Annotated in this window: 15 protein-coding genes; 7 read left to right on the top strand and 8 right to left on the bottom strand. The window is 50.4% G+C overall.

Annotation, left to right across the window (positions count from 1 at the left end; all coding sequences use genetic code 11):
• Positions 1–5: 5 nt before the first annotated feature.
• On the bottom strand, positions 6–1,151 hold the full coding sequence (locus U9S71_RS05960; protein ID WP_326325985.1) for a serine hydrolase domain-containing protein: 1,146 nt from the start codon (positions 1,149–1,151) through the stop codon (positions 6–8).
• A 628-nt stretch (positions 1,152–1,779) separates the two neighbouring features.
• On the opposite strand from U9S71_RS05960, the gene U9S71_RS05955 reads away from it, so the two are divergent.
• From U9S71_RS05955 to U9S71_RS05945, 3 genes are read left to right on the top strand one after another with little or no spacing between them, the layout of a single operon-like run.
• Entirely contained in the window at positions 1,780–2,121 is a 342-nt protein-coding gene (locus U9S71_RS05955; RefSeq protein ID WP_326325984.1) for a hypothetical protein, read from the top strand.
• 22 nt (positions 2,122–2,143) lie between these two features.
• The gene (locus tag U9S71_RS05950; RefSeq protein ID WP_326325982.1) at positions 2,144–2,383 is read left to right on the top strand and encodes a DUF4160 domain-containing protein; all 240 of its coding nucleotides are present in this window, start codon (positions 2,144–2,146) and stop codon (positions 2,381–2,383) included.
• Complete coding sequence (locus U9S71_RS05945) at positions 2,364–2,678, top strand: DUF2442 domain-containing protein (RefSeq protein ID WP_326325981.1); 315 nt, start codon at positions 2,364–2,366, stop codon at positions 2,676–2,678. The genes U9S71_RS05950 and U9S71_RS05945 overlap by 20 nt, the downstream gene beginning before the upstream one ends.
• 315 nt (positions 2,679–2,993) lie before the next feature.
• On the opposite strand, the gene U9S71_RS05940 is transcribed toward U9S71_RS05945, so the two are convergent.
• The 7 genes from U9S71_RS05940 to U9S71_RS05910 form a co-directional block, all read right to left on the bottom strand.
• Positions 2,994–4,241: a purple acid phosphatase family protein gene (locus tag U9S71_RS05940; protein ID WP_326325979.1), complete on the bottom strand. Its 1,248-nt coding sequence runs from the start codon at positions 4,239–4,241 to the stop codon at positions 2,994–2,996.
• Between the two features lie 22 nt (positions 4,242–4,263).
• Positions 4,264–7,296 carry a TonB-dependent receptor gene (locus U9S71_RS05935; protein ID WP_326325978.1) on the bottom strand — a complete coding sequence of 1,011 codons (3,033 nt, stop codon included), beginning with the start codon at positions 7,294–7,296 and terminating at the stop codon, positions 4,264–4,266.
• Between the two features lie 143 nt (positions 7,297–7,439).
• Positions 7,440–8,423 (bottom strand): FecR family protein, encoded by a 984-nt coding sequence (locus tag U9S71_RS05930; protein WP_326325976.1) that lies wholly within the window; start codon positions 8,421–8,423, stop codon positions 7,440–7,442.
• 71 nt (positions 8,424–8,494) lie between these two features.
• The gene (locus tag U9S71_RS05925; RefSeq protein ID WP_326325975.1) at positions 8,495–9,112 is read right to left on the bottom strand and encodes an RNA polymerase sigma factor; all 618 of its coding nucleotides are present in this window, start codon (positions 9,110–9,112) and stop codon (positions 8,495–8,497) included.
• 226 nt (positions 9,113–9,338) lie between these two features.
• Positions 9,339–10,625, bottom strand: a complete 1,287-nt coding sequence (locus tag U9S71_RS05920; protein ID WP_326325973.1) for an ATP-binding protein — start codon at positions 10,623–10,625, stop codon at positions 9,339–9,341.
• Between the two features lie 344 nt (positions 10,626–10,969).
• The gene (locus U9S71_RS05915; RefSeq protein WP_326325972.1) at positions 10,970–11,416 is read right to left on the bottom strand and encodes a cupin domain-containing protein; all 447 of its coding nucleotides are present in this window, start codon (positions 11,414–11,416) and stop codon (positions 10,970–10,972) included.
• 369 nt (positions 11,417–11,785) lie between these two features.
• A complete protein-coding gene (locus U9S71_RS05910; RefSeq protein WP_326325971.1) occupies positions 11,786–12,859 on the bottom strand; it encodes an endonuclease/exonuclease/phosphatase family protein in 1,074 nt (357 codons plus the stop codon).
• A gap of 579 nt (positions 12,860–13,438) precedes the next feature.
• Here U9S71_RS05910 and arr point away from each other — a divergent pair.
• The 4 genes from arr to U9S71_RS05890 all read left to right on the top strand — a co-directional run bounded on the left by arr (position 13,439) and on the right by U9S71_RS05890 (position 19,470).
• Positions 13,439–13,888, top strand: coding sequence for an NAD(+)--rifampin ADP-ribosyltransferase (gene arr, locus U9S71_RS20985; RefSeq protein ID WP_436410306.1), 450 nt, complete (start codon positions 13,439–13,441; stop codon positions 13,886–13,888).
• 226 nt (positions 13,889–14,114) lie between these two features.
• On the top strand, positions 14,115–14,717 hold the full coding sequence (locus tag U9S71_RS05900) for an RNA polymerase sigma factor (protein WP_326325969.1): 603 nt from the start codon (positions 14,115–14,117) through the stop codon (positions 14,715–14,717).
• An 80-nt stretch (positions 14,718–14,797) separates the two neighbouring features.
• On the top strand, positions 14,798–15,952 hold the full coding sequence (locus tag U9S71_RS05895; protein ID WP_326325968.1) for a FecR family protein: 1,155 nt from the start codon (positions 14,798–14,800) through the stop codon (positions 15,950–15,952).
• Between the two features lie 164 nt (positions 15,953–16,116).
• Positions 16,117–19,470: a TonB-dependent receptor gene (locus tag U9S71_RS05890; protein ID WP_326325966.1), complete on the top strand. Its 3,354-nt coding sequence runs from the start codon at positions 16,117–16,119 to the stop codon at positions 19,468–19,470.
• Position 19,471: the final 1 nt, after the last annotated feature.

The following is a 19,471-nucleotide window of genomic DNA, read 5'->3' as shown; positions in this document are numbered from 1 at the left end:
CGTGGCTAACGCCATGATTTATCATACGCCTTTTGGATCAATGGTTCAGGCGACCCTAACAGGGTTTTACGGGCGTTGCTGTGCCAGGCGACCTGTACGTTGTTTGGAAAGTGCATAACCACCGTATAGACTCCTCGGCTTTTATTGTCGGCCCATACGCCGTTTTTATAATAATAGTCGCCATGCTCGCCAGCAAGTTTCTTATCAAAACCCATAAGGTCCTTTTTCATCTTTTTCATCATGGCTTCGCTTACCAATTTGTTTTGTTCACCCGCCGCCAAAACAGCCGCCATCTCGGGGCTGTTCATATACCAGCCGCCGGGGCCGGCCTCCAAGTAGGTGGTCCAGGTCGTTACGCCGGCGAGGTCCGGTTCCTGAAAATTATAGTAGAGCGTTATCCTTCTGTCGCCGCTCTGGGGATCGATAGTTCCCGTCTCGTTCCAGGGGCCAACGTCAATAGTAGACCAGGTGGATATCCCTGCCTTCTTGAAGATGTTTTCACGCACGTAGCTGCGATAGAATTGCGATACCAGCTCGTTCGCCGCAACATCGGTAAGGCCTTTCAATCCCTGCGTTCCGTTGACGATGCAATACAGCAGCACACGGCACATAGAGTAGTTGTTGTTGTTGTACTTGTAAAACGCCTTGCCAAACCCGGTTGTGGGCGTTTGCATGCTGGTCCGATGTGATTGATAATCCGTTCCATATTTGGTCAGGCCAGCATAGTGCTGCAGCAACATGGCCACGTTCAGCGCATAATTCTCCTCCGGGATGTTCCACCATTCGGGTAACAGATCAACAAGCAATGCTGTCTCATCCTTGCCTTTCGCCTCCAGCGCCTGCAAGACAGCGAAGGCGGTGACCGTTTTCGAAGTGCTGCCGGTGCCCTGGCGGGTAAGGAAGTCGTAGCCCACTTCGCCGTCTTTTTGGGTACGGGCTATGCCACCCGCATCATATTTAACGACTTTTCCATTCTGGGAGATCGCAAAAGAGTAGCCGACCGTCTTACCGTCGGTTGCGGCTTTTAGGTTTTCACGAAATAATTCGGCGTCAAACCCGGTGTTAACAATATCCAAGCTTTTTTCGCAACCGGAAGCGAGGACTCCGATAAGTGCCAGCGCAATGGTGGCTGTTTTGATCGTTGTTTTCATTCTCGTTAAATTTAATTGAGGTAATACATGCTGCAAAGCTGCGCAATTGCATGCACCCCCAATTATTGCTTTTAACGAAATGGGGGGTTGGGTTAACGTAGACCTTACGAGCCTTTATTATGTAATCATCACGGGGGGTTCCTGCTGCTTGCCCTCCCGGTTTGCCATAGCGGTTGATATGGTCTGAACCCCACGATGCGGAAATCTGGGTTTCTCTTTTTAGCCACCTTCGTCACGGCATTGTCTATTTTACAACTTTTAACAAATTAATTGCAACAAAACGGTGCCCACATGCGTTATACAAGTTCATAATTTAGGTTTATAATTGGTTAGTTTGAAGGCCCCGATCCTCCCCGTTTCGGGGCCTTTCTTTTTCTCTTCCGATTCCTTTATGGTCATCCTCCCTGTCGGCAGGTGCTTGCCGGGGCAGACATTTGGAAAATCTCGTGCAGGGCCGTCACTTGGCTAAGCATGGCACAGGCAAAGGCACCTATTACACGTTGGGTTAAATAGTCTTCATGAATAATCATAGCTAATTTTAGGGGAGATTACACTTCTTGCAGGTTACTGCGGTAACCGCCGAAATGACAATCAAAAAAAGTAGCGATCTTTGCATACTCAGGTGTTTATGGATATAGACGATATTGCAGCTCATTTTGCTACACCAATATTGTTGCCAGCTTTCCGCATTGAGGCCGCTCTCCCACGTGTTCCACATACGCCTATACGCCGTATTGTTCGGCATGACAATACGTGCGCGTCACCTATAGCTGACAACAGAAAATTCCTCCGGATGCCATTTCTTTGTAAATCGCGCCCGCCAACCGCGGATCGTTTCGGTATCCTCGTTTTCGATAATTTAAAATCGCTTCATCGCCATCATGTCAAAATCATTGACAAACCGAATATTGCGGCGGTGATCTTCTATAATAACATTTCCTCTGGCAGAAAACATTTATTACCTTTGTAAAAGGCTAATAAGAAATATGTTGATGCCTACATTATTGAACGAAAGTGGATTCAGGTTTTTCTTCTATTCGTCCGAAGGTAATGAACCTGCTCATATTCATATTGAAAAAGGAGATGCTGTAGGAAAGATTTGGTTGGAGCCAACTTTTGAGCGTGCGTATTTAAATGGATTTACCAAGCAGGAAGAGAAAAAGCTGTTAAGCATTGCGGAAAAATCAAAAGAGGAATTTAAAAAGGTTTGGCATGGATACTTCAACAAATAATTTCGATTCGCTTGAACAACTGATATATTCGGAAAACATCGCGATACAAACCATCGATGTGCATCCTGACCAAGACCTGATGATTATCCTATTGAATACCGGAGGTATTCTGCGCGAGACCATTTCCAAATACCCTCGATTAAAAGGAGCTTCAGCCCAAGCACTTAAAAACTATCGATTGATCGGCAAAGGGACCGGCGTCCATTGGCCTGATGTAGACGAAGATCTTAGCTTAAAAGGTTTTCTAAACAGCGGATTGAAAAATCTGATATACAACCACCATAGGGTAGCCTAATACCATTGGTATGGTTACCAGGTCACCTGTACAAATTACATCAGCGCCTGCCGGCAAGGTATAATACGCAACCCTCGGCTATTCAAACAGCCAGCACACTTTTTTTTCAAAAAAATCGTCACCGAACAAAACAATCCGCTGGCATCTTCGTTTTAGATGTAGGTTTAGGTTGATAGCCCCTAACCCCATTGGGGCGGAGACCCGTCGCTTACAAAGTGACGGGTTTCTCTTTTTTTAGTTTTTTTAGCCACCTTCGTCACCGTCTATTAACAACTCTTAGCAAATTAATTGCAACAAAACGGTGTCTACAATAGGTCAATCTTTCTCCAACACAAATTGATCAACCAACAATCCCGCGACGTTGTATGCCTCGTACTCCAATCGATTCCCGTCCAATTGTATCAATTGGTACACCTGGGTTTCGGTCAAGGCTTTGTCCATCCAACGGTCCGAATCGGAATCATACATCTTTGGCCCAGCGACAGATACCACATACATGGGCGATGTAGGCTGGGCCCCTGCCCCCCTGCCGCGTGCGTAGGTGTGGTCGTGCCCCTGGAACACCAAATCTACCCCGTATCGATCGAAAACCGGCTTGAACAATTCCCTAAGCACCGCATTGTCGCGCCTTTTCGATGTTGAATATACCGGATGGTGCATGGTAACGATGGTCCAAAGCTTCGGATTGTTTGCCAAGACCCCTTCCAACCAGCGTAGTTGGGCATTGCGCGCTTCCTCGTCTAGCATAATCAGCTGGCTGTTCAACGAGATGATGCGGACATACTGGTAGTCGAGGTAATAGACCGATTCCTGCAATCCTTCGGGGCCATTACGCGGGAGGGTGAACTGCGCAGCCCAGTGCGGGTCGAGGGTCAATCGCTCGGCCGTGTCACGGAAGTATTCGTGGTTTCCCGGTGTGGGGACCACGGGTACCATCGCGTTGAAAAATCCACCGCCGTGGTGCCATTCCCCCCATTCCTTATCGGTGTTTGCCCGGTTGATGAGGTCGCCAGCATGGATCACAAAACGCGCATCGGGGTCGGCCAGTATGGCCGCCCGTACCGTACGCGACCACCGCGACTTCAGGTCATTCTGCCCATCGCCCAAGTAAATAAAAGAGAAAGCCGAGTCGCTGGTCTGTGCTGCCGCCGTGCGGAACTGAAACCATTCGCTCCAGTGTTCGCCATCGCCCACCCGATAAGTATAGTGCGTACCGGGCTGCAAGCCGCCGAACGAAACATGATGATACCGGTCGGTCCGTCCTTCTTTGGTAACCAGTACACGCGATGCGGCCCTGTATTCCTGCATCCCAGCCTGCATATCGGGCGTGCCATCTTCCACTTTCAACTGCGCTACGGCCTGCACCACCGTGCTGTCCGTACGCCACGTAACGGTTTGGCTGTGGGCCGGATCGGCCGCCCAGGTAAGGGTAATGCGATCGGGCCAGGCGGACGAATGGAATGGTTGGCCCACCGCACTTCCCGCAAGCGCTACAAACAGTGCCAGCCACAAAGCCGGCCGATAGTTTCTGGCTTTTGACGAAACGAATTTTGAAATTGACATATTGTGAATTGTTTAATGGTTTTTAAAAAGGATTGAACCGAATACCGACATTCCCCCACACCGAATAGATGCGATCATTGTCGGGCCGCCCATCGCCATAGTAGCTACGAACCGGCGCATTTGTCAAGTTGCTTACGCCCAAGAACACCTGGGTCTTTTTAGTCAGGCGCTGAGATGCCGAAAAATCGAGCTGGAACCGGCCGGCCTCGATCAGGTCTTCTTCGGGCGTATCAGCGAGCTCCATCGTGAATGTTTCGTAAAAGTAGGCAGAAATACGTCCGGAGAATCCATATTTCTCATACGATAACGCTACGTTACCTACTTTCGGTCGCATATCGGGCAGCCGCACCGTACGGTCCATCACCACACCCGGCACATCGAATTCCGACTGGATTTGGGTGTAATTTGCATAGATGCCAAAACCATTGAGAAATCCAGGGAGAAAGGTCAGCTGCTGCTGCCAGGCTACCTCAAAGCCGTATACGTTTGCAGCAGCTCCATTGGCCGACTGGTCGATCCGCCATCCGTCATACGTTCCCCCCTCCTGGGTAGTGGAGCGATCGTAGATATAATCGTCGATACGCTTATAAAACACCCCGCCGGAGAGCAGGCCGATACGCTGGAAATAGTGCTCGGCCAGCAGATCCAGGTTGGTAGCTGTTGCCTGCTTCAAATCCGGGTTCCCTTTATTGAGCCGTTTGTTCCGGTTAAGCACTTCTTCCCACGGCACCAAATCATAGTAGCTTGGCCGCGAAAGCGAACGGGTAGCCGCAAAGCGGAGATTGGTTCGCTGGGTTAGCCCGTATTTGAGGTTGAGGCTGGGGAAAATCCCATCAAATACGTTGTGCGTGCTTACCGGGTTGGTCCGCACATACACCCCGTCTTCGTCGAGGACCACTTCGTTGCCTTCGTAATCAAAACCCGTTTGCTCGTACCGGACACCCGCCGTAACTTCCAACCGATTGATGTTAAAGCGGGTCATCATGTATGCCGCCGCGAGGTATTCGGTACCGGTGTACGAGTCGGGGTCGGTATTTTGGCGGGTATAGGTTTCGTCGTCCTTGAATGCACCGCGGTTTGCCAGGAAATACTGCTGCATTTTTTCGACGTCGGGAAACATGCCTATCTCGTACTTGTCCATGTAATAATCGTTCCGTTGTATGCCTGTATTGAACTCATCCAACGAAAAGGCCCCTTCATTGAGCACATGGCGGAAATAATTACGCGATCGCTCGTTATATTTGTAACGGAGCCGGCCACCGAATTTGAAGATTCCACGATCGCGGGCATTGAATTGGAACGTGCGGATGGCATTGACCGTGAGCTGTCCGTCGTGGTCAAGCGCTGAGTCATGCCGATTTACATACTGCGTAGTGGTATACTGGCTAGGATCATACATATCCGAACCGTCTAGCGCGATTCCCGGGGTACGCAGATCGGACAAGTCCACTACGCCTGACAACCCCTTGCGGGTAAAATTGGCATTGTAGTAGATGGGTTGGTCGTATACGCCGCGGCTATAGCTGATATCGCCGTTCAATTCCCAATTAACCCAGTTTTTCTTGCCGCCGAGCGAAGCCATGATCAGGTCGCGGTTATAATCGCGGTCGTTGCCCGCCTGTTCTACCGTAATACCGGAAACGTGGCTATCTGAAGTGTATTCGCCGATGACAAAATTGCGGTTATTGCGTGCCTGGATTTCGTAGTATTTATTGTAATTGACCCGAAGGTAAAAATCGGCATCGCTATTGGGATAAAAATTGAGCTCGGCCGAAACGCCCAGGTTGTCCCGTTTCAACTGCGTATCTTCGAGCGAAATAACCCGCAGTTGGTTCTTGCGCTCCACGCCGCCAATGGTAAATCCATCGTAACCCTTTTCTATCCGATCTTCGCCACGCAGCGAACGCATATAATTGCCACCGATCTGATACCCCCACCGGCCTTTCCGCTCGGCATAGTTGACGCCGACTTCATACAGGTTCTTCCCTACCAACAGGTTGTTTCCCAGTGCCACCTTACCATCCAGCGACCGCGAATTTGCGGGCGGCCGTTTGGTGATGATGTTGACCGCGCCTGCCGTGCCGTCGGCATCCTGGTCGGGCGTCAAGGTCTTGATTACTTCAATGGCCTCCACGGTGTTCGACAGGATGCCGTTCAGGTCTGTTGTCCGGTAACCGGCCGAGGTAGAGGGGAGGCGGTTGCCGTTCAACGTGACCGAGCCCTGACTTTGGGCCAGTCCGCGGATGATCACATTGCGGGCAAGGCCATAACTGTATTCAACCGCTACGCCGGGTACGCGCTGTAAGGCTTCGCCCACGGTATTGTCGGGGAAGCGTTCGATTTGCTCCTGCGACAGCACGTATTTTATATTCTCGGCGGTCTTCATGGTGTTCAGCGATTTCACCTCTCCCCTGCGGATGCCCGACACCGTGATTCCTTCCAACTCCGTATGGGCCGCCGTCATTTCAACGCCGACGACTACTGGTTTACCGGGTACCACCTCCACGTCAACTTCGCGGGTGATGTACCCAATGTAACGCACGTTGAACACCACCGGGCCTGCGGCCACACCGGTTATCCGGAAGTACCCGTTTTGGTCGGCCACAATCACGGCCTCTTTCCCTTTGAGCTGAACAGTTGCGTTAGGCAGCGCCTGACCCGTCCCGGCGTCCGTGATACGGCCCCGGATGCGTCCGGGTTCTTGTGCCTGGTACAGGCTTATCGTGCCGGATCGTTCGGTAAATGCAATGCGATGGGCAGACAATACCTCTTGAAGAACATCGCCCAGCCTGGCGTTATCAAAACGGATGTGCTGAAGTTTGAGATCGGACAGGCGCAACCGATCGGTGTAGGCAAATTGAACATCGGCCTGCCGGGAAATGTCTGCTATCATCCGCGCGGCATCGGTCTGTTCATAGGCAAGGTTGACCCGCGTATTCAATAGCTGGCCGTAGGATGCCGCTGCCATCAGGAAGTGGGAAGTCAATACGATAAAGCATGTTACACTAACGATAATGCGCATAAGCTTGTCGACTAGCAGTAAAGTTAAATTCATGAGATTAGTAAGTAAATGCCCGTACATTGGAAATAAATCGTTGCGTTTCCTTATGTTTGGGGCAAGGTTATTATTCAATTAATGACTCGGGGCTATAGCACCGCTTCCAAACGTCAGCTATGGCCCTTTCTTTTTAGCATCGATCAATAGATGGTGATATTTCCTGTAGCCTCCTTTCTGAATTTTTTCTGTAAGATGGTGCAAATGGTCTCAACGGCCTCCTCCATGCGCGTTGTTGCCTGCAGCGTGACGTAGAACCGGTGCGAAAGAACCTGCTCATCGGTGGTCGTCAATTGCAAGCCATATAGGTTTTCAAAGCTTTGCGCAAGTTCTTCGAAGGTTGCCCGGTGCAACACCAACCGGCCTTCGCGCCAGCCGGTGCGTTGCACGGGTTGTTGGGCTACCTCGAAGGTTCCATGGTCTTTATGGAAATACAGTTCCTGACCCGGCGTTAGCTCAGACATCACATTGGAAGCCGTATCCGAAACCCGGACACGTCCCGTGTTTACCGAAACAACGACCTCGCGCAACCGCCCATAAGATTGCACGTTAAACGAAGTGCCCAACACGTGTACGGCTACCTTGTCCGAAACCACCGTAAACGGCGCATCCGGGTTGGGCACCACATCAAAAAAGGCTTCGCCGGAAAGCTGGATTTCGCGCTTATCCTTTCCGTATTGGCCCATCAAGTTTAATTCACTGTTTGCGTTCAGGAAAACCACAGACCCGTCCGGCAGTGTCAATTGTTTTACTTGCCTCACGCCGGTGGCAAAAGTCCGGGAGACGACCCGTTCTTCACGCATCTGGTCGGGCTCATACCGGGTGTTGTATAACCAGATCGATGTGGCTAACGCGAAGATTAACCCTGCGGCTGAAGCCAGCCATAACCGGTTTCTCGACCGTCGTTGCACGCGGCGCTCCCGTGCAAAAGTGCGGACGAGTATGCGGTTTTGCAGGGCATCCGCAAACGCTTCTCCAACTTGCTGGCTTTCCGTTTGTTGCTGACTTTCCTTATGCGGCCCGTCAGGAACGCTTTCCAGCCATCGCTCAATGATATACCGTTCCGCCCGCGTTGCGCTCCCGCTGAGGTAACGCTTGCAGATTTCCCTTAGTTTCGATTCTTCCAATTTCCCGCTCTTTACATGAAGAAAGGGACTTGGGAAGCCGATATGTACGTTTAATTTATGTGGTTAAAAGATTAAGGTTGTATTAAGCCAGCAACGATCAACACCAGCAGCGAGTGGCTGATGTCCGGGTGTTTGGCCAAGAGGGCATGTTTGAGCCGTTGGCTTAGTTCGGCATGGTAATTTCTCACGGTCTGCTCAGCCAGCCCCAGCGCTTGGGCGATTTCCCGCAACGAGTAGTCCTCCTGGCGTAAGGCAAATACAAGGCGCATGTTGGCGGGCAGCTTCCCGATGGCGTCAGACAAGGTCTGTTCCAAATCAGATGCCGCCATCATATCGAGTACCGTATGTTCTATCCGGTGCATGTGCCGAAGCAGGTATTCGGAGGCTTCTTCATGCAATTTGCCTCGGGCAACCAGTCGAAGAAAACGGTGCCGAAGCATACGGTAAAGATATCCTTTAAGTGATGACGATAGGTGTATATTACCCCTGTCTTGCCAAAAATCCGCGAAGACGTCCTGCAACAAGTCTTCAGCCTGGGCGCAATCGCGTGTCCAGCGGAGTGCCTGCCGAAGCAGGTCTTCCGCATACAGCCCAACCATGCGCGTGAAAGCCTCCCTGTCGCCCATCTTAATGCGATGGTGCAACGCTGCCTCTTCGTCGTTTACATTAACATTGGCAATCTTCTCCATCCGCAGGCAAATTTAGGTTGAAATAGCACGCGCTACGGCGGGTTTGGATTAACAATTCGTTAAATTATCAAACCCAGCGCCACGTCAGGGCTGGGCGAACACCGCCAGCTGCAGGATGAGCAGTTGTAGCTTAAGGAACTCCGGCACGCGGAATACCCAGTGCTGATGCTGTTGTCTTCATACTGTCCCGCCGCGCAACTCGCGTAGTACCCGGTGGGTGTAATTGCTACAGCACCGTTAGCGCAAAAAGCGGTAAATTGGTCATCCAGCTTTCTTCACGGTAGTTGCTCATGGACGTCCGGATGGCCCGACGGGGTTGATACTTCTCGCAGAATACCCGCAGGCTCTTGGCTTGTAGGTTTTCTTCGGCCTTCACTTCTACCGGAATAACGTCGCCTTTGTGTTGTACCAAAAAGTCTATTTCTGAACGGGCGTTGTCTGGCGACCAGTAGTAGGTGGCGAGGTCATTCCGTGCCGCAAGTTGCTGCAATACATACTGTTCGGTAAGTGCGCCTTTGAATTCCTGAAAAATAACGTTCCCTTCCAGCAGCGTGCGCACATCCAGGTCGGTCATAGCACCCAGTAGCCCTACATCCACGGTAAAGAGCTTAAAAACGCTGAAATCGACGTAGGCCTTCAATGGGATGGCCGGTTTGGTTACGTTATTTACCTGATGCACCAAACCACAATCCTTGAGCCAAGCGATGGCAAGCTCATAATCCTTGGCGCGGGCGCCTTGTCGGATGACGCCGTAAATAAACTTTTTGTTTTCCTTAGCCAATTGTGCTGGAATGGAATTCCATAACATGCGTATACGCGGCACGACTTCATGGGGAGCGTGTTTGGAGAAATCCTGTTCATAAGCCGTGAGGATTCGCTTTTGGATGTGGCGAATTTCTTCAAAATCTTGTGTTCGTGAAAACGTAAGTACAGCTTCCGGCATTCCGCCCACATAGTAATACTGTCGCAGGCGCTCGATGAACCGAGGGGCGAAGCTGTTAATAAGCGGCCAGTCTTCGCTAAGGAGCAATTCGGTAAGTGCTGCTTCGCCAATGGCATTCAGAAACTCCACGAACGTTAGCGGATGGAGGTCGAGGAACTCTACCTTGCCAACCGGGAAGGAGGTATGGTGGTGGAGGGCAACGCCCAACAACGAGCCGGCACAAAGGATGTGATATTCGGGGGCATTTTCCTGAAAGTATTTTAACGACGTGACGGCTTCTGGGACTTCCTGTATCTCGTCAAAAATCAGTAGCGTGTCGGCATCGATAGCTACACCTGTTTCAATACGAAGACCGGTTAAGATCCGATCCACATCGAAATCAGTTGAAAACAGCTGTTTCATCAACGGACTGCTCTCCATGTTGATGTATGCGACGGCTTTGTACTCCGCCCTGCCAAAAGCCCGCATTAACCATGTTTTGCCCACTTGCCGGGCGCCGCGGATGATAAGCGGCTTCCGGGATTGACGCGCTTTCCATTCCTTCAGTTTCGTATATAGGGTACGCTCCATGAAGCAAAAGTACATAAATATGTACGAGTTTTTGCCAATTTATACATTTTTATGTACGAGTTTTTGTTAATCTATACACTTTTATGTACGAGTTCCTAAAATCCCGCCACCCTCAATTCACAATCTTTCCCCTTACAAGGATGAATTCTTTTTTAACTCATTAGTATGGTGTCTACTTTTGTTGTTATTTTTAAATAACTGAAATTACAAAAAAATTCAATTCCAATCTCACATAGGTCAATCGGCATACGGTTGTATACCAAATTTATCTTTGTTGCAAAACTTTTGCGGCTTCGGATTCATCGATCGGATGGCTGTCATATTTATGGTACAGTTGAAGGAATTTAGCAGCGTCTATCGGTTCCTCGGCAAGTACAGCAACCATACCCACGGAAGAAATCTTCACGATGCTGCGGCGGATTGAAAAGCATCAATGCTTTAACCTCACCGTCCGTATCATTGTAAAATCCGTGGGGCGTGAATCTGGGAATGTGGATGATGCCGCCTTCTGCTAATTCTACTTCTTGATCAATCAATTGAATGGTGAGCGTACCCTGGGTCACCACAAAGGTCTCGTCCATAAAACGGTGATAATGCAGCTTAGCACCAGATACATGGGGAGCTAACGTGACCTCATACAAGCCCAATTGATTGTTAGTGGATGCAGTCGTCAGTTTGAATGTCATCGTTGACCCAAGCACACTCAGCGTTTCGCCGGCCCCGACGTCCATGACAACAGCGTTGTTGACCAAATTGTCTTTCAAATAATCAGGTGCATTAGTTCCATACATCGTCATAGCCCAGAATGTTGTGTTAAAATTTGTTTTGTCACTATTTCTTTCTTTCCCTATCAAAGACAAGCAAGGGCAAGAAATGTGACAAGTTTTACCTTATTGTTATTGCGAAAGTTATTGAGCCTCGTTTTGGGAAGCTCGTCGGTGATCCGTTCTTCCAGTCTTTTATCCTGACGGTCAACATAATAACCTTCTTCTAATATTTTCAATATAGCCAAAATCGCTTAGCAACACGACTCTTTGGTTACCTTGCGTTTTTACACCTCGACATCATTTCATAGGAGATGAATCATACCCCGACCGTTAATATCTAGGTTTTTTTTTGAAGCCCTTAAAATAATTCGTTGGCATCTTCGTGAATGAACATCAACCGGGGCTTCCGTCGCGATTATCGCTTTCTTCGGTTTTGCCCTCCACGATCAGTTCGTCCACTTCCTCTTGCTCTTCCGCCTCCAGGTGCTCCACATCCTCCTGCTGCGCGGCAGGCTTGCCGAGATGGAAGGTACAGCCCATGGGGAAATGATCGGAACCTACCGAAGGGTAAATCAATAGCCGGTCGATGAAAACCTCCGGGCTATGGAAAAAAAGATCGAGCGGCACCCTGAAAAACCAGTAATTGGCATGGAAGGTAGCGAGTATGCCCCGGCCGATGCGGGCATCGATCAGCTCACTTGTCTTCTTGAACAGGATGGATGCTCTGGCCCAAGCCACGTTGTTGAAATCGCCCGTAACCACCACAGGCAGCTTTTGGTTGCGCACCCGCTTGGCAACGCTCAGCAGTTCGCCGTCGCGCTCCTTCGAGTTCTCCTCTTCCGTAGGGCTCGGCGGGGGCGGATGCACGCCGAAAAACAAAAAGCGGTATCCATCGGCGGTTTCAAGTTCGGCTTCCACACTCGGCACGTCATCGGCCACAAAATAGTGCGTCTGTAAACGGATTACGTTCAGCTTCGTGTAAAAGTGCATGCCATACGTATTCTCCAGCGTTATCTTCTGGTGGTTAGGGTAGTCGTCTTCCAACACGCGCATCGCCCGCTCCCAATCCTTGTTGCTCTCCATGGTGATGACGATGTCGGGGTGTTCGTCCTTTACCAGCTGTACAAACCGCTCATGCTCGGTATTGAACTGGTACACGTTGCACGAAATAACTTTCACCTTATCGGATACCTGTCCGGAGGAGTCGATCTTCTTGGTGCGCCAGAACTTGGTATACCGCATCAGGATATAAACATGGTAAACCATTAAGGCGAATTGCCCGCCTTGCAGTATCCAAAACACGGGCGACCACTCACCGAGCACCATCCACAACACAAACACGACCACCTGGAGCACCAGGATTTGGAGCTTGAGGAACTCCGGCACCCGGAATACCCAGTGCTGGTGCTGCACAAAGGGCAGCACGCTGAGCAAAATCAACACCCCCGAGAGGATCATGAAGGTCATTCCCATTTACATCGTGCTTCTGGCATCCAAAGTAGTGAATATTTTTCAGTGGAAGATCTCGGCCTTAACGGATCGTCCGAATCACAGAAACTGTACATCCCGTCGGTGCGGTTCGCCGACGCAGCCGACCGTATCTGGGCGCGGATGGTCCACCCACTTTAAAACCGGCCGCTACCATTAAAACGGCACACCCATCGACTTTATTTTGCGGCGCCAATTATAAGCCAAATCGTTCTTGCGTTTAACCAGATGCCCCTACATTTGTCATTAACAAAAAACCAACTCATGGAATTCAATCCCAGCAATCCCGTTGTAAAACGCTGCCTTGAAGGCATGGCCATGGCCGAAAAAGGCGAGCCTGCAGCCGCAAGCAAGCTCTTCCGCCAAGCGTGGAACGAGGCCACGGATGACCTTGAAAAATTCATCGCCGCCTATTACGTGGCCCGGCACCAAGAAAGCCCTGCCGACAGGCTGCAGTGGTACGAAACCGCGCTGCAGTATGCCCTGGCGATAAACGACGACTCCGTGCACAGCGCTTTTGCCTCGCTGTACACCCATATTGCCAATTGCTACGACGCGTTGGGCGATCCCGCGCAGGCGGAAAAACACCGAACACAGGCGGCCACGTTTGCCGATAACCCGACAGACACCGGTCCCTTCTATCACGGCACGCGCGCCGACCTGAAGGTGGGCGATCTGCTCACCGCCGGACGCCTATCCAATTACCACCCGGGCGTGGTGATGAACCACATTTATTTCACCGCCATGGTTAACGGCGCCGGGTTTGCGGCAGCACTGGCGAAAGGCGACGGGCGCGAACGCGTGTACATCGTGGAGCCGACCGGAAGCTATGAAAACGACCCCAACGTGACGGATAAAAAATTCCCGGGCAACCCCACCCGTTCCTACCGCACGGCAGCCCCGATGAAAATCGTGGGTGAAGTGACCGAATGGGTGCGGCAAACGCCGGAGGCCATACAGCAATTCCGGGAGAAGCTGGCGGAGAATAAGGGGGAGATTGTGAATTGAGGTAGCTTCTTTACTTATTTGGCGGCGGCAAGCACTTCAACGGTATAAGGGTCTACACCAAACTTTTTTGGAAACAGAATCGTCAATTTATTTTGCAGATATCCACCTTTTTGTTACTTTTGGTTTCCAATCCGCGGGCCAATGGCCCACGGGGACCAAAGATGAGACTTAATAATTAATTAATAGCATCATAAATAAGTGTTACCAAATTTCAATTAATTTTGGTTTGGTACATTTACGAAATATGGCGTCGCGTTTCTACAAACTAGCATCTGATGATAAGCTGGTCGATCTGCTTCGGGCGGACGATCAAGAAGCCTATACAGAGATCTATAGTCGGCATGCTGAAAAATTGTACGTGCACCTGCGGAATAAATTGCGTGATCGAGAGGATGCCAAAGATATTATCCAAGAAGTCTTCACCGCACTTTGGAATAATCGTGCAGGGATGAAGCCCCGTGCGAATATATCGGCATACCTGTTCGCGGCCGTCCGATATAAAGCCATCAACTTGTTGCTCCAGCGAAAGCGCTTTACACAATACCTCGACGCTTCAGCAACGGCTCTTCCCGAAGAGCCGACGCGCGCCGATCACCGCATTCGGGAACGCGAACTTCAGGAGCAGATAAACGCCGAAGTCGCAAGGTTACCCAAGAAAATGCGCGAGATTTTTTGCTTAAGCAGGGATAACTACCTGTCTCACCGTGAAATAGCCGAACGAACGGGACTATCCGAATCCACAGTTAAGAAACAGGTAAATAATGCACTAAAAGTGCTTCGAGTGAAGCTCGGAGCGCTCCTTTCTTTCGTTTTTTTCTTTTTTTCTTGAAATAATTACTTTTTTTCTACGCCCAACGGCAGCGTTCATTGAATATATCAGTGTGAGTGGGGATATAGTCCTCAGCCAAAATGAACGAAAAACGATTAAAAGAATTATTAGCCCGCTACCTTGCGGGATCATGCTCGGACGCGGAACGAGCTTGGGTCGAAGCGTGGTATGGGCGTTTCAATCACGATGTCGAGGACGGTCAGGATCATCCTTTTCCCGACCACGAGATTCGGGAAGATTTGGCGGCTATCCAGACCGGGCTTCCTGTTCCTGCCAAAAAATCACACCGGTTCAGACGGTGGCTGCCCTATGCAGCGGCAGTGTTGGCACTGGCAATCGTGAGCGCTTGGTTTATCGCTGACAATCAGCACATCGGCCAATCCGGGCCAGACTATAAGGCTAGTCAGATGCTTACCCAAGATATTGAGCCTGGCGGTCATCGTGCAACGTTGACACTGGCCGACGGCCGAACAGTGGATCTGCGTTCGGATCAAACGGGAGTCGTTTTGAAAGATGACATGACCTACTTGGACGGCACCGCTGTACTTAGTCAAGAGATACACGAGAACAAATCAAATTACGTGGCACTTACGACGCCAAAGGGCGGCACCTATTGTGTTACGCTGCCCGATGGCACAGTCGTTTGGCTCAATGCCGCTTCGCATCTAGAATATCGGGAAGATACCATCGCCCACCTGAGGCTCGTAAAATTGGACGGCGAGGCATTTTTCGAGGTAAAATCAGACAAGCACCGGCCATTTAAAGTACAAACAAAAGGGCAGGAGGTGGAAGTCCTTGGAACCAGCTTCAACATCAACAGTTACTCGGATGAGCCAGCCATTCGAACCACGCTAGCGGAAGGCTCCTTGAAAGTTCGGGACGAATCCGGCCTGCAGGCAGTCGTGCTCAAGCCCGGGCAACAGGCTACACTCGGCCCAGCCAATCGGCTCGAAGTTCATGAGGTGCTCGTAGATGACGTAGTGGCGTGGAAAAGCGGGATGTTCAGCTTTAATAATACGGATATCGAAGCCGTCATGCGGCAGCTTTCGAGATGGTACGACGTAGCTGTGGAATTTGAAGGCGATATCCCGAAAATAAACCTGTGGGGGGAAGTATACCGCGATGTGAATGCTTCCGAAGCATTAGCCATACTCCAGTTTTTTGGACTCAAATACTCGGTCGAGCAACAGGCAGACACCAAGCGCATTGTAATCTCTAATGAACATATAAACTAATTTTATTATGAAAAGAAAGACTGATACATAACGCCTCTAACTAAGAATCGCCCTCCGATGGCCGTCGGAGGGCGAGGGATTTGAGTTTATTTTTTTGTCGAACAATTAACCCAAACATTGCAAAGGTAATGAATTTAAACCGGTGTATAACCGCAAAATTTCTCATGCGATTCCACTTGATCTTCAGTATCCATCTAATCGCATTTTTCCAAGTCAGCGGAAAGCTCACAGCGCAACACGTAACTGTACAGGTACAGAACGCACCGATCGATGCCGTATTCGCTTCGGTGAAAGCCCAGTCGGGATATGTCGTCGTATACAACAGTAACGAACTTAGGCAAGTCAAAGTAACACTCAACTTGAAGCAGGTGCCTGTTGAGCGTGTTATTATCGCTTGCCTGGCAGACCTAAACTATTCGTACGTGATCCAGGGCAACCACATTCTCATCAAGAAGACAGTCAAAAGCCCGGGAGCGGCAGGGTCTTCCGGTCCCGTAGCGGTCCAGCAACGGGAGGTCCGCGGACGCGTTACAAACGAGTCGGGGGAACCCTTGGCCGGAGTTACCGTGGCCGTTCCAGATCATGGGATTACCACCGTGACAGACAATGATGGAAACTATCGACTGTCGCTGCCGGCGGCGGCTAATGTCCTGTTGTTTTCAATGGTGGGCCATGAGCCGCATGAGCGGCCAGTTGCTGAAGGGCCCGTAGTCGATGTGGTCCTTCGTGAGCTGGTCTCAGACTTAGATGAAGTGGTCGTTGTTGGCTTCGGCCAACAAAAACGGGCCACGGTCACCGGCGCCTTGTCATCCATCGGCACCAAAGAACTCTTGCAGTCGCCGCAAGCCAACATTAGTAACATGCTGGTAGGGCGGTTGCCGGGCTTGCTGGCGGTACAGCGGAGCGGCCAGCCGGGCGCTGATCAATCTACCCTGCGGATACGGGGCGTGGGCACATTCAGCGGTTCGCAGACGCCACTGATACTGGTCGACGGAATCGAAGGGATCAACTTCAATAGTTTGGATCCCAATGAAATTGACAACATAGCTATCCTCAAGGACGCCTCCGCGACGGCGGTTTACGGAGTGCGGGGTGCAAATGGCGTCATCTTGATTACCACCAAAAAAGGCGTTATCGGCAAACCCAAAATCAGCTTTTCGTCCAACTTTGCTTCGACATCATTTACCGATGTGCGCGAAAGCGCACGCGCTTATGATTATGTAGTGGGCTTCAACGAGGCGCTGAAGTACGATTCTTATATTACCGGTGGTTACAATGAAAAGTACACCGCCGAGGAAATCGAATATTTCCGAACAGGTAGTGATCCGATTTTTTATCCCGATGTCGACTGGTTTTCAACCGTATACAAGCCGAGGTCGGGTCAGATGCACCATAATCTCAATGTAAGCGGCGGGGTAGAACGCGTAAAGTATTTTATTTCGGCCGGCTTTTTCAATCAAGAGGGGTTGTTTAATGAGACGATCACCAACTTTATCAAAGAATACGATACCCAGCCAAAGTATAACCGGTACAATTTCAGGTCAAACCTTGACTTCGATATTGCGAAAGGCCTGAAAGCCAACCTGAATGTATCCTATCAAATGGAAGAACGTCGGGGGTTACTCAACAACATTAATGCACGCCTGGAGGTGGTTACGCGCTCCAACCCTGTCAATTCGCCGGGTATCGTTGACGGAAAACCCATTACCTTAGGGGTAACCGGTCCAGCTGGGGCTGTGTTAGGGGCTTTCCTGCAGGATGGCTACCAACGCCGCTACCATAACCACCTCAACGGGTCGATCCGCTTAGATTACGACTTAGACTTCATAACGCCAGGGTTGCATACACACGGCACCCTATCTTACATGAATTTCAATGCCCAAAACGGAACGTTCTTTAAACGGATGGTCGACTACCTACCCGTGCGCTTGCCGGATCAATCGCTGGTCTACGTGCCGCAAGCTACTGAGACACCATTTACATTCAGTGAAGAGGTAGCCAAGAACAGAAGGGAATACCTGGAATTTGCACTCCAGTATGATCGGCAGTTCGGATCGCACGAGGTAGGGGCGCTCCTTCTTTATAACCAGAATAAGCTTCACGATCCAACATTGGCATTTCTAATTCCGCGTGGCTATCAGGGCTTGGTAGGGCGTATTACCTATAACTACAAAGCGCGTTACATGGCGGAGTTCGATGCAGGATACAATGGCACGGAAAATTTCGCAGAAGGGCGGAGGTTCGGGTTTTTTCCGGCATTCTCAGCTGGATGGACCGTTTCTGAAGAGCCCTTCTTCCCTGATAACCGCTACCTGTCTTACCTCAAATTCCGGGGGTCGTATGGCGAAGTAGGAAACGACCAAGTGGGTGGCGATCGGTTCCTGTACCTGCCCTCCTCTTACAACTACGTCAATAATTACTATGCATTTGGGGAAATTGGCAGCACCTACAATAACTACCGCGCATCGACCGAGGGAAAGATTGGTAACCCACTGCTTACCTGGGAACGCGCAAAGAAGAAGAATATCGGGCTCGAAGCCAAGTTTCTAGACGATAAGTTGCAGCTTACCGCGGATTGGTTCGACGAAAACCGCGATAACATCCTGGCCAATTTGGGCACGGTGTCGTACGTGGTGGGGGCAAACCTGCCCGCGGCAAATTTCGGGCGTATGCGCAACCGGGGGATAGACGGCGATATTTCATTCAATGGCCGGGTGTCTAACGTATTGTATTGGATAAAGGCAAACTATACATTTGCACGCAACACCATTGAGTTCCAGGATGAGGTTAATCGGCTTTACGATTACCAATACCGCACCGGACAATCGTATGGCCAGCATTTTGGGCTTATAGCGGATGGGTTCTATAATACGTGGGAAGAGGTAAACGCCCAAAACAGGCCGCAATCACAGTGGAACAACAACCGGTTGCAGCCTGGCGATGTCAGGTACCGGGATTTGAATGGCGATGGTACCGTCAATATCGATGACATGGGACCCATCGGCTATTCTAATTTTCCAGAGAAGATCGCAGGTTTATCTTTAGGCGGCAATTTCAAGGGAATAGACTTTTCAGTGTTGTTTCAATCGGCGTGGAATGTTTCCGTATCCTATTCACGGAATTTCCGGTACGGCTATCGCGAGGAGGCGGGTGTGCCGCAATATGTCCTGGATTATAGCTGGACACATGAGCGCTACGCAAACGGCGACGAGATCCGGTTTCCACACCTTTCCGAAGGAGACGTAAATCAAGCCCACAACTATCAAGCATCCTCCTTGTGGGTGAGAGATGCAAGCTATGTCCGATTGAAGAACGCCGAGGTGGGCTACTCCTTCGGTGAAAAAGTGACGCGGAAACTAGGGATTACATCGATGCGCGTTTATACCAATGGCAACAACCTGCTCACCTGGAGCAGTATGTTTAAGGGCGTAGACCCCGAAAGTCACATTGCGGGTACGAACAACGAACCTTATCCACTTACACGAACCATCAATGTCGGTTTGAATATTAACCTTTAAT

Origin of the sequence: Parapedobacter flavus (assembly GCF_035818675.1) — a bacterium.
Lineage (GTDB): Bacteria > Bacteroidota > Bacteroidia > Sphingobacteriales > Sphingobacteriaceae > Parapedobacter > Parapedobacter flavus.
The sequence above is the reverse complement of the archived record's forward strand: the minus strand, read 5'-3'. Positions and strand labels throughout refer to the sequence as shown.